The sequence below is a fragment of the Lysinibacillus sp. FW12 genome (genome assembly GCF_050817245.1).
In the GTDB taxonomy this organism is placed as follows: Bacteria; Bacillota; Bacilli; order Bacillales_A; family Planococcaceae; genus Lysinibacillus; species Lysinibacillus irui.
This window is the reverse complement of record NZ_CP139094.1, coordinates 618,315-630,741: the sequence shown is the minus strand read 5'-3', so window position 1 is coordinate 630,741 and position 12,427 is coordinate 618,315. Positions and strand designations below refer to the sequence as shown.

Sequence of the window (12,427 nt, the reverse complement as noted above, 5' to 3'; positions counted from 1 at the left end):
GGGTAATCCTTTGACTGTATCATTTCTTCACCACGTCAAAATTAGCACCTATTAATACCCAATTTTGTGGGAATGGTAATCCCAATTTCCAATAGCCAATACCACGAAGATTATACTGTTTGACAAGATTAAATTTAGCTTGAATAGATCTAGCATCCTCAAACCACACCACATGAGCTCTGCCTTGTTCATCATAGTATTCAAAAAATGGTGCTTGGGCACGCCAATCATACTGAATCGCAGCATTGTAACGTTTGGCAATTTCAATAGCTCTTTGCGGACTAAGCGCCTCTGCATTTGGTCCTCCCTGGACAAATGGTAATGTCCAGTCATAGCCATATAAATTTTGCCCTAGCATAATTTTATTTGCAGGCATTTCACTAATTGCATATTTTACAACTTCTTCTACTTCTGGGAGAGGTGAAACAGCCATTGGTGGGCCTGCCGAATATCCCCATTCATAGGTCATTAGTAAAACAAAGTCCACGATTTCTCCATGTGCCTTATAATCATGCGCCTCCGTCCATGGATTGCGCTCACCTGCACTTATTTTTGGTGCTAAGGCTGTAGATACTGTATATCCTTGTGCATGGAATTTTTCTACTGCCCTTCTTAAAAAATCGTTATAGGCTTGTCGTTGGTCACCTGGTAAATTTTCGAAATCAAAGTGAATGTCTTTAACGTCTCCAAGTTGTCTAGCTTCCGCAAGAATATTCTCAAAGAGTAAATCCTGAACAGCAGTACTTTGAAAAATATCTCTTGCTAATTCTCCGCTAAAACTAAAATTTTCCAGATTCGAAACGACCATAGCAAGAGATGCCCCAGTATCATTTGCAATTTGTGTCACACCTTGACTTGGTGGACTTTGTAGAGTACCGTCCCGTCTTGCCTCATAACTAAATAAAGCTAAATATGTTAAATAGGGACCCGCTTCTCTAGCTTGATTCAAGAGTGTTTCACTAACAGACGTTCCTCTTGGCTCTAAGTACGCTAATGTTTCTGCCCTTGTTTTTGGAGGTTGTGGAATATACAATCTCATTCCAACAGTTAATGGCTGATTCGGATTAATACCATTTACTTGAGCTAGTGTTACATAATTAATACCGAAGCGTTGTCCGATTGACCACAAACTATCCCCGGGCTGTACATAATAAAAGCTCCCGATAATCGGTATTACAAGAGCTTGCCCCACAACTAAACGATTTGGCTCTGGAATTTGATTGGCATCTACAATACTCTGTACCGTTGTCCCATATGCTTGCGCTATACCCCATATAGACTCACCAGCTCGTACAACATGTATTTGAATGGTTTTGCCTCCTTCTAGCTTGATAAAATCATACCTATAAAGCTTATGAATTCCGAAAAGAAAAGATGCCTTTCAACGATTTCACAAAAAACCATTGCTTCTTATACAAATGATTTTTAGGAAAATACATTTTGAATGTATATAACTTTAATGACTTTGCTTTATGTATTTCTGATAGTGTATTGGTAAGCTATCGGTTAGTTCGTATTTTATTTCATCATTCATTTTTTAAATTAGCCCATTGTTTCATATATTGAAAATTTCTTTTATGTCATATCTTCTACTTTTTCTTTGTTATTTTTAGAATAAAGCGCAAAATGCTACATTCCACCATGTCATTAATCGTACAAATGTTCTATTTTCGATACTTCTTTGACAAAACTTCACCCCACTTTCTACCTTATCAGTACGTCTCTCCCTACTACTTTTCGTTACACTTTTCCCAAAATAATTTATACAACTAGCATCATATGCCTTATTCTTTTCAAGGTTATCACTCTTGTATAATGAAATTATTGTAAGGAGGTGTTAGATTGCGCTTATTTTACCAACAAAAAGTAATCGGTAAGAAATCTCGTAAGCTTCAAAAAATCCCATTCTCCATTGAGGAACCTGTTACAACTTTACAAGAATTACTCGTCCAGCTTGTGACACAGCAGGTACAACAGTATAACGATAAAAAGATAGATACCCCGCTTCATCTTTATTTAACAGATCAACAAATAGAAGACGCAGCCCAGCATGGAAAAGTACATTTTGGAGAGAAAAAAAATGACACCTTACAGTCAGTTGACCAAGCTATCTCTACAATGCTACTAGCCTTTCAAGATGAGCTTTTCTTAGTCCTTCATAATGAGGAGTCACTCGATTCACTTACAACACCATTAACCTTACAGGAAGATGATGTTTTTACATTTATTAAACTAACAATGCTTGCAGGACGCATTTGGTAAGGAGAGGTTTTTCATGACACTTTCACATGAACAAAAAATGCATTTTCAAAATTTAATCGATTTCGCACCTGCCAGTTTACAGCCACTAGCAGCAGCATTACTAAAGTATATGGATAATAGAGATTATGACATTGAACAGCTTATCGCTACTCAGCAAAATCATACACTTGAAGAGCTATTTAGTGGACCTTTTTTTGAGGTACTTTCGCTATTATCTTCACCGGAACGTGCACTGAAAATGAAGCAATTAGCTTTACGTTTTGATACTACGATGTTCCAAACTGGTATTTTACGTCGATCTTTCCGTTCTGCTCAACCAGTCCAAGATCATCTTTTTCAATGTTTACAATTAATAGAAGAAATGCTGACATTCGAGGAAATAAGTCTACAGGAGTTATTGGCAAACCATAGTCAATATGAGCATGGTTCCTATCCGAACTATAGCTCCTATGTCTTGAAAAATGACAATGTAAAAGTAATGGGCTTTCTTGTATTTGAGCAATTGCTTGCTGAAGAACTGTCATTAAATAATCCTTTGATTGAAGAGGCAGTCGAGAGTATTTTATTCGATGAGCATCATAGTACCTTTTTTGGCCATCCATTAATCCGTGGCATTTTCAAATCAAGCAATTGTCGTATGCATGAAGCAGTCGGTAAATTATTAGTAGCAGCTGCGCGTCAGGAAGGGCTACGACAAGTGATTGTGGAAAACATAGATCACGGAAACTTGGAAGCACAAGTAGCGATGATGAAACTTATTCAGGAACATCAATTAACTCGTTTCTCCTCAGTAATACGAGCAATCGATACATGGATGGGTCTTGGCTATAATAGCTTTGAAAATCAAAAAATAACAGAGGAAGTTTTGGCCTTAGCCATCCAAGCAATGGAAGAGGACAATTTCGTCGAGCAACTACTAAAAAGTGAACGAACAATCGATATTTATGTCGGGCTATGGGCCATCTCCACAAAGGATTATACAAAGCTAGATAGTATACTAACAGAACTTTTAAAACGCGATAAACATATCCAACTGACAACACTTGCATTCTTGAAAAACTTATCTAAAATCTCCTTTACTGCACCGTATGTTAAGGATTTAATGTTAACAACAAAGGATATTGAGTTATTTGCCTTTGCATGGGGTAATTTCCTTTATGCCAACCATTATATTAATAGCGAGTATGCAAGCGATAATGAATGGGATCAAATCCTTCAAGACTTTATGAATGAAAATACTCAACTACAAGGCATTGAATATCCCTTATTTGAGCAACTCGAATGGGCTAAAAATGAGATCACGAGAGATGGACTAACTATTACAGGTAAACCTTTATCCTTTGTGCAAGTCCATCTGTCCTTAGAGGATTTAATTTCAACACAAATTATTTTAGCCTATCATATCCAAGACGAGGCATTATTCCAGCGAATTATTGCACACGCAGATTCGTACTCGCCATCAAGTAGAATTGGCTTACTGAATATTTATTGCCTTGACCCTATCACACTAGGTCAACGTGAATTTTTATTTAACTCTTTACGAGATCGAAGCTCCATCAATCGTTCCCTTGCGTTAAAGAAAATACATGCTTTAACACCAACTGAAGATGAAATTATCAGAATCGAAGATCTTTTAGCTAATAAATCAGGGGCTCTTCGCAAAGAGGCTATCTCTCTCTTGAAAGTTCAGCCACAGGACCATTTACTGCAAAGTGCTGAAAGACTAATAAAAGACAGCAAACAATTGAAAAGACTTGGAGGACTTGAATTATTATTAGAAGCCTCTAAGGAATATGACTTAGCAAGCGAACAAATTAGCGCTTTATGCACCTTATTACCAAAAGTAACCAAAAACGAACAAGTGCTATTAGAACAATTAATTACAAAGAATGTACCGGAGTATAACGAGAGCAATGGTTTTGGCTTATATACACCCCATCATCCTATTCAATACGATCGTATTACCGATGGTGCTATTCAGATGAGTGATGAAGAACCTTGGCAGCAGCTAGTTCCTTTCTATGTACAGACACCTAAACCATTTGAAAAGTTCTTACAATATGATATTGAAAACTTATTAACAAAGCTTGAAGAACTTATTGAAATACTTGATGATTACGCTGAATTGGAGTATGAAACATACCAATGGAATGACACGCCAATTGCTACTACATTAGGTCAAAGATATAGTGTCCTAGCATCTAAAACAGATAATAAACGACATGCTAGTCTTGATGTTTACCCTATTCCTGAGAACATTGTTCAATGGATAAAGACATCTATGTTTAGTAAAGAAGACTTAGCCTATTTTAATTTTTACAATGGTCTATCAGTGTATCCTGCTGCTCGTGATCTTTCCAATGCAGCTCAAACTCTTATCAAACCTTTCTTCGATTATAAAGAAATCAAAAAACGTGTTGCACAATTTAATTCCTTGAAATATAACTATACACTGCAACAAATTTTTTCAGTTTTGTCACAGGACATTGACACTATTTCAGGAGAGATGGCGCTGCATAAGGAAGCACTCGCATTGCTAGAAAAGCATGCACCTGAATTTAACAGCTTTGAGCAGGCAATAGGTATCATGCTACAGCTATTCAACGAAATTCCTGCAGATCAGTGGCAACTTGATGTTAGAGATAAAGGTTATTATTACTATCGTTCTACATCAACCATTATTGATTTAGATGTTATAGAAGTATTTGTTGATCGATGCTGGTCTGATTACTCAACGTATGGCGAATTTGTCAAAATGTTAGCTATCAATGAAGAGCTAACAAAACGCATGAACAAAGAGAGCTATAGCCCAAATTTATACAATTTATCTATATTCCAATATTTAGAAGCTATGAAGACTGGCTTGTTAACTCGCGACCATTTATTCGAAGCAATCTTTACCAACACGCTCGCATCAGAAATTTTTAATGAACCAACTAAATTACTTGAACGTTATCAACCGTTATTTGAAGACTTAAACGATTTCCTTGCCATTCGTGAACAAGCAATCGATCGTATTTTAGCCATTGAGCTCAAACGTGGTGATACACCTACTGCTGTTACAAAGCTAGCGAGTAGTATTTCGTATTTTGAAGGAATCGATTATTTCTTCAAAATTCTCCAGGCCTTAGATGGAGAAAAACTTGCACGAGGCTATATTTGGCAAGCTGAAACAAAAAAGGATGTATTCTCGCGATTGTTAACTAGCTGCTACCCTAAAAAAGAAGAAACAGCACAGCAATTAAAAGAAGCATGGGAAAAAACAGAAATTTCTATAGAACGTTTAATTGAAGCCATGATGTATAACCAGCATTGGATTGACCTGGTTAGTGAAGTAATTGGTTGGAAAGGACTAAAGGAATCAGCTTGGTATTTTATCGCGCATACAACCGATTCTTTATCGGACTTTGCTAAAGATCAGATTGCCCTCTTCTCCAGCATAACAGCTGAAGATTTTCGTGATGGTGCATTCGATTTAGCCTGGTTCCAAAGTGCCTACCAAACACTCGGTGCAAAAAATTTCAAACTTGTCTATGATGCAGCAAAATATGCTTCAGAAGGAGCTAATCATCGTAGGGCACAGCTTTATGCAGATACTGCCATTGGTAAGCTTAGTTCAAAACCATTAATGCAAGAAATCCAAGACAAGCGTAATAAAGATAAACTACGTGCATTAGGCCTTATCCCACTAAAAAAATCAGATGATAAAGATGCCTTAACACGCTACCAATTTATTCAACAGTTTTTAAAGGAAAGTAAGCAATTTGGCGCTCAACGTCGCGCAAGTGAGGCACGGGCTGCAAGTATAGCAATGGAAAATTTAGCACGTAATGCAGGTGATGGAGAAGCTACTCGCTTCACATGGCGTATGGAGTTATCAGCCTTTGACGATATCAAGCATTTATTTAAAGCACAACAGATTGAGCAAATAACAGCTCATTTGCAAATTGAAGAAGATGCATCTGTTAGCATTATCGTTGAAAAAGATGGCAAACGTCTAAAAAGCATTCCTGCTGCATTAAAGAAGCATGCCGACATTGTAACCTTGCAAGAAGCTCGAAAAAGTTTACAAGAGCAGTATAAACGGGCAAGGCCAGCACTTGAGCAAGCAATGGAATTAGAAACAGTATTTTCAGCTAAGGAGCTCATCAATTTATTAGCCCATCCAATACTGGCTCCATTATTACAAAAGCTAATCTTTATCAGTGATGAGCATGTTGGAATGCTTACAGCTGACGGTTTACGTTTAGTATCGAATGATACGATGTCGCTTGCCCCAACATCTACTATCAAGATTGCTCACCCACATCATCTTCTTGAAAGTGGTCAATGGAGACAGTGGCAAGCTCATATGTTCGAACACAAAATACAGCAACCATTTAAGCAAGTGTTCCGTGAGTTGTACCTTATCAATGCAGATGAAAAAGCACAAAAACAATCATTGCGTTATGCTGGACATCAAGTAAATCCATCCCAAACTGTAGCCTTGTTGAAAACAAGAGGCTGGCAAATTAGTTATGAAACAGGGCCAAGAAAAGTTTATTACAAGGAAAATATTGTAGCATCCTTGTATGCTCAAGCAGATTGGTTTACCCCAGCAGAAATTGAAGCACCTGCAATTGAAGGGATATATTTCTATGATCGTTTAACTGGTAAAGATATCGTCTTAGATGACATTCCTGCAACGATATTCTCGGAAATCATGCGGGATCTTGACCTCGTTGTTAGCGTCGCTCATGTTGGTAGTGTGGACCCAGAAGCTAGCCATTCTACCGTTGAAATGCGCAGTATCATCGTAGAAGAATTGGCCAAATTATTAAAGCTAAACAACGTGGATGTGAAAAAACAGCATGCCCTAATCGAAGGTAAACTAGCAAGCTATTCCTTGCATTTAGGTAGTGGCGTGGTACATCAAATAGGTGGATCAATGATACCGATAATTGCAGTACCATCGCAACATCGTGGTCGAATCTTCTTACCAATGGTGGATGACGATCCACGCACAGCTGAAATTATGTCAAAACTATTACTGTTAAGTGAAGATACAAAAATTAAAGATCCTTCCATATTAGCCCATATTCGGAGTTATGAACAAATGCTTTAACAAACATTAATTAAAACAGGTGACGATCTATATCAGTCACCTGTTTTTATTGTCCATTCGTTTTAATCATTTCAAATAGTAACGGTACATTCGTCCCTCGTTGTAATGAATGGCAGCCTTCCATCAAAAATGACCAACTTTTTTTTATTTTTTCCCTATAAGGAAGCTCTGCACTAACCGGGAGGTGAGCACTTAAATAGTCCTCAATTGTGCCAGATAGATTGTCGATAAACTCGTCTGCTTTTTGTATTTTTTCTGTTGGAATTTCATTGCGTTCATCCCATAGGACATGCTCTAAATTCGTAGAAAAATAAAATAATTGATAAGGTACTTTCATTCGATTAATGCTAAAGTGGTCATTGGCTATTAAAATTTTAGCATTCTTTGCTTTCATATCATTGCGTTGTTCAATTTGCTCTTTACGCTTTGCCGTTTTTACTAAAATAGCGTCCTCCGTATAAAACAGACTGTGCTCAATATTCTCATCCACTTTGACACATTCTGGTGCAATAAAGCAGCCATCTGCATCTGTAATATGAACGACAGCAGTTAAGTCATTTGCTAAAAACTTATATTTTTCAAGATAGCTCTGAATCACCCTTACAACACTGTTTTTAATATTCGGTATACGTTTATGAGCATCCCACTTTGTCAAAATATCTTCGCGTTGCACATCAAAACGTATGGTTGAATTAGCAAAATGAGCATCTAAATAATCCTCTAAAATGATTTGCTCTGTCTGTCCTTCCACAATGATCAACAATACCTTTTTAGTCATGCTGAACCCCCGCTTTACGAAAGGCACGTTTTATTTTAAATGTTTTAGTTTCTTTATAAACCTCTTCATCCTGTCCGCCAAGTTGGATAGCACGCAGATAGACGTCTCTAGCATTATTCACTTCTTTAATACCTTTAAGCTGGATATAGCGGTGATGTTCATTTGTCGTTGTGAACCATAAATTTTTAATAGCTAACACCTCTAACACACGTAGATTATGGGATGTAAAAATAAGTTGTCCTTTTCCACCCTCATCTATCACTGTTAACAACTCACCCAACAAATATTCAAAAACACCTGAATCTAACTCATCAATAACGACACAAGCATTCGGATTATTGTATACGGCAATCAAGACACTAAGAACAGAAATGATCTTTAATATCCCCTCTGATTCTGTTCGTAGTGGTAATTCCCGTTCCCCGCGCTGTGATAAAAACTCAAACCGTATTCCCGGCTCTCCATTATCCATCATTTGTTTTGTAATCACATTAATTTTAATGGTCAGTCCAGGAATAATAGCTGTTAAAACACGATTACTTTGCTCAATTACTTCACACAAGGCATAGAATGCATCCTCTGGCAATATAGCTGGTCCATTTAAATCATAAGGAATTAGACCCCTCGTTTTCTCTAAATGTATACTAAATGGCATGATACGTTCTTCAAATAATGGTGCAATATTATGATTATTAACAACATGTAAATCTCTACTAAAATCAACAGCAATATTTTGCATGAGCTCCATTTCTTGCTCTGAAAGTCGTTCCTGTAATAAAGGCTTTAAATCTTTATGGAATAAAAAAGACGTATAACGCTTTCTTGCTATCTGTTGAATAACGAGTAACTGAATACGTGCCTGTTCACTCAAATCTGTTAGTCTTAATTTACGGATTTGTACATCCTTCTCTTTCGCAGCAAATAAAACTTTTGAACGCTTCCCTTTAGCATTTTCTCGATAAGAGAGTCGTTCCAGCGTCGTATATAGTCGATGCTGATCCTCCTGTAGCTCTACATAATAATCCACAAAAAAAGTACCGTATTGGTTTTCAACTAAAAACTCAACATGAATGCTGGCTGTATGCTCCCCTGCCAAAATGAGTCGCTTCTCTTGTGAAGGTAACTTCCCTTCAGTAAACCAACCTGATAACAGTGTTTTCAATATACCGAATGCATCCACAATGGTTGTCTTTCCTGAGCCATTTTGTCCATAAAGCCCTACAACAGTTGCTTGAAAAAATGTCTCAAAATTTACTGCGAGTTTAATTTCACCCTGTCGTACATTACGAAGATTTTGTATGTTCATTTTTTTTATTTTAATGATTGCCATTTGCTAAACATCCTTTTAGCTTTTTTCCCTATTATAATGAAAATTGTTATATTTTATAACAAATTTGATTTAAACAACTTCTGGCCAAAAGCCTATAATAAAAATCGCACTAGGCATATGTTAGAAAAAATGAAGAAAGGTGTGTTTAATTGGTTTATCCTAGATTAGCTCCAGAAGATTTCAACAGTCAATTTCGCCCTGGTATGAAAATATGGGTGACTCTCCCTACAGGCACTTACTCTGGTACATTAATTCGAACATTTGGAACTGGAGGAAGAACTGCAGAAATCCAACTTGATAATGGTCAAATAGTGACTGTTGATGTTAGTCAAATAACTGCAGCAGGTACAGGAACACCACCTGGAGGCTCCTACCCTCCACCATACCCTTATCCATACCCATCACCTTATCCACCACAACCTTACCCACCACGTCCGTATCCACAGCCATACCCATCACAACCTTATCCACCAATGCCATATCCACCGCAACCATATCCGCCACGTCCAGGGGGCCAATATCCTGGTTTTCCACCACCATTAATACCAGGACTTCCGAATATACTACCAGGTAACTTTGGTAATCCACGACCATAATAACAACTAGAAAGGCTATTTCTTTGTTCGCTGAATAAAGAAATAGCCTATTTTCATTTTATCCCGATAATAAAAAAATATGGAAAACTATAATATTTCCAAGCACAAGCAATAATCAAATAAGTACAAAAGACCTATAACAAAATTAAAAAAAGGGATTACAGCCAATGTTTTTTATTCAAGTGAAATTGGCTCAGTTTTGAGCATACTTCTTTTTTGTACTAGAAATCACCCTACTTTTCGTAAAAATACATCCTACGATATGAAATAAATAGACAATTGAACTAAAAATTTATATTTATCTTTATTAAACCAACCTTTAAATAGGAAGTTTTCTGGGTTGTGAATCAATTTTTTTGGCAGTATAGTAGTTTAATGTTGGGGGATAAATAGATTATTTTGCATTTATACATATTTTGAGCGTACTTTAGCTTCTACGAATAACATCAGGCTCTAAGTATACAACACATTTACTGAATTATCCATTTATAGTTTTTGCATGAAATATTTGTTATACCATACTAGGAGGAAAAACATGAAAAAACGCAAGAAGCAACATATGTCCATAAGTAAAAAATTAACTGCGATAATGGTAAGTATTTTATTATTATTTGGATTAGTTACTTTAGGTCTTTCTTATTATATAGTACGAAACAGTAATTTAACAGACATGGATCAATCACTATCTGACAAAGGTATGATATTAGCAAAAACCATTGATATCGATACATTACGATCCATACTAGATAATCCATCAAAAAATAACTCTGATGCCCTTCGTTTAACAAGTGAAATGGATGCGATCAATGAAAACTCTGATAGTATTACCAATCTATATTTAATTACAGTTAATGGGGAAAATATTAATGCTCCTGTTCTTTCATCTAGTATATTGGAATTAGGAGCTGAGTATAATCAAGATATGATTGCCATGGGGCTATCTCCAGATTTCCTAGCAAGAATCAAAGAAATTTTTAATACAAAAAAAGCAACGGCTACTGACATTTATAGCGATGAATTTGGTAGTTACAAAACTGGTCTTACACCTATATTAGATGAGGATGGTAACATTTTAGCTGCTTATGCCATTGACTATGATGTATCCAGGGTAACTGCAAAAGCAATGTCTGAAGCACTCTGGACATTATTAGTAACTGTTATTTTCTTAATTGGTTCATCCATTGCTGTATACAGTCTTTTAAGAAAAAAATTAACACCTATTCAACAACTGTCCCTACAGTCTAAAAAAGTAGCAGAAGGTAATTTAGAGCTTGACCCACTACCAGTTACATCAGCGGATGAAATCGGAACACTTACACAAAACTTTAACTCTATGATTGAAACTTTAAAGAATGTTATTAAAAGCACAACAAATGTTTCTGCACGTGTTTCAAACACTGCTAATGTATTATCTGCCAATATGCAGGAAGCAACTGATTCTTACAATAATGTAGCTTCTTCTATGCAAGAAATTGCAAGTGGTGCTGACCTCCAAGTTCAAAAGGCAAAAGAAAGTACGATTACAATTGAAGAAATGAGTATAGGAATTCAACGTATTGCAATGACTTCCAACGAAATTTCGGAGTCCTCGATCTTAGCATCAGAGGAAGCTGAAAGAGGCAATGAATCGACAAATAAATCCGTCTCACAAATGAATGCTATTAGTAAAGCGGTTAATCAGTCTGCTGCTTCTGTCAAATTGCTTGGTGAGCATTCTAATAAGATCGAAGAAATTGTTGGGATTATTACAGGTATTGCTTCTCAGACCAATTTACTTGCATTGAATGCAGCTATTGAAGCAGCACGTGCTGGAGAAGCTGGTAGCGGCTTTGCAGTGGTAGCAGACGAAGTCCGTAAGCTTGCCGAACAATCTGAGGCATCTGCAAGAGAGATTTCTACCCTTATTTCTCATATCCAGCACGATACAAATGAATCGGTCAACATCATGATTCATGCTGTGGAAGAAGTAGATCATGGAATTGTCATGATCAATGATTCAGAAAAATCATTTAGTCAAATATTAACTTCCATTCATCATGTGACAGGTCAAATTCAAGAACTCTCTGCCACAATTGAGGAAATGGCAGCTGGTATGGAAGAAGTGACGTCTGCTGTAAAAGATATGGAAGAGTTCTCAATCAATTCTAAAGATAATACAAGAGCTGTAGCAGCAACGTCTGCTTCTCAGCTGAACACGGTACAGCGAGTTTCTGAAGAAGCTCAAGTCTTATCCGAGTTATCTGACGAATTATTAAATGTTGTTCATACTTTTGTAGTGAAATAAAAAACGAAAGGGCTGCTCTTATAAGGAGGTTGATGTCCATTAGCTCCCGCAGAGAATTCATTCTGTGGAACTA

The 12,427-nt window shown here is 36.7% G+C and carries 7 protein-coding genes; 4 read left to right on the top strand and 3 right to left on the bottom strand.

Features of this window, described 5'->3' with window-relative positions; translation table 11 throughout:
- Positions 1–19: 19 nt before the first annotated feature.
- Positions 20–1,192: a glycosyl hydrolase family 18 protein gene (locus SJW71_RS03285; protein ID WP_407136172.1), complete on the bottom strand. Its 1,173-nt coding sequence runs from the start codon at positions 1,190–1,192 to the stop codon at positions 20–22.
- A gap of 650 nt (positions 1,193–1,842) precedes the next feature.
- On the opposite strand from SJW71_RS03285, the gene SJW71_RS03280 reads away from it, so the two are divergent.
- Positions 1,843–2,262: a hypothetical protein gene (locus SJW71_RS03280; protein ID WP_407136174.1), complete on the top strand. Its 420-nt coding sequence runs from the start codon at positions 1,843–1,845 to the stop codon at positions 2,260–2,262.
- Positions 2,263–2,275: 13 nt separating this feature from the next.
- Positions 2,276–7,366 carry a DUF4132 domain-containing protein gene (locus tag SJW71_RS03275; RefSeq protein ID WP_431811744.1) on the top strand — a complete coding sequence of 1,697 codons (5,091 nt, stop codon included), beginning with the start codon at positions 2,276–2,278 and terminating at the stop codon, positions 7,364–7,366.
- A gap of 46 nt (positions 7,367–7,412) precedes the next feature.
- On the opposite strand, the gene SJW71_RS03270 is transcribed toward SJW71_RS03275, so the two are convergent.
- Together SJW71_RS03270 and SJW71_RS03265 are read right to left on the bottom strand one after the other, a co-directional pair.
- On the bottom strand, positions 7,413–8,144 hold the full coding sequence (locus tag SJW71_RS03270; protein WP_431811743.1) for a hypothetical protein: 732 nt from the start codon (positions 8,142–8,144) through the stop codon (positions 7,413–7,415).
- Positions 8,137–9,474: an AAA family ATPase gene (locus SJW71_RS03265; RefSeq protein ID WP_274794654.1), complete on the bottom strand. Its 1,338-nt coding sequence runs from the start codon at positions 9,472–9,474 to the stop codon at positions 8,137–8,139. Before SJW71_RS03265 ends, SJW71_RS03270 begins: the two co-directional genes overlap by 8 nt.
- Before the next feature lie 149 nt (positions 9,475–9,623).
- Between SJW71_RS03265 and SJW71_RS03260 the strand changes: the two genes are divergently transcribed.
- Together SJW71_RS03260 and SJW71_RS03255 are read left to right on the top strand one after the other, a co-directional pair.
- Positions 9,624–10,070, top strand: coding sequence for a hypothetical protein (locus tag SJW71_RS03260; RefSeq protein ID WP_274794655.1), 447 nt, complete (start codon positions 9,624–9,626; stop codon positions 10,068–10,070).
- 535 nt (positions 10,071–10,605) lie between these two features.
- On the top strand, positions 10,606–12,354 hold the full coding sequence (locus SJW71_RS03255) for a methyl-accepting chemotaxis protein (RefSeq protein WP_274794656.1): 1,749 nt from the start codon (positions 10,606–10,608) through the stop codon (positions 12,352–12,354).
- Positions 12,355–12,427 lie beyond the last annotated feature (73 nt).

Bases quoted from the DNA above. Each gene is read 5' to 3' on its own strand.
- SJW71_RS03275 (WP_431811744.1), top strand. From the start codon at position 2,276: ATGACACTTTCACATGAACAAAAAATGCATTTTCAAAATTTAATCGAT.
- SJW71_RS03270 (WP_431811743.1), bottom strand. From the start codon at position 8,144: ATGACTAAAAAGGTATTGTTGATCATTGTGGAAGGACAGACAGAGCAA.
- SJW71_RS03265 (WP_274794654.1), bottom strand. From the start codon at position 9,474: ATGGCAATCATTAAAATAAAAAAAATGAACATACAAAATCTTCGTAAT.
- SJW71_RS03255 (WP_274794656.1), top strand. From the start codon at position 10,606: ATGAAAAAACGCAAGAAGCAACATATGTCCATAAGTAAAAAATTAACT.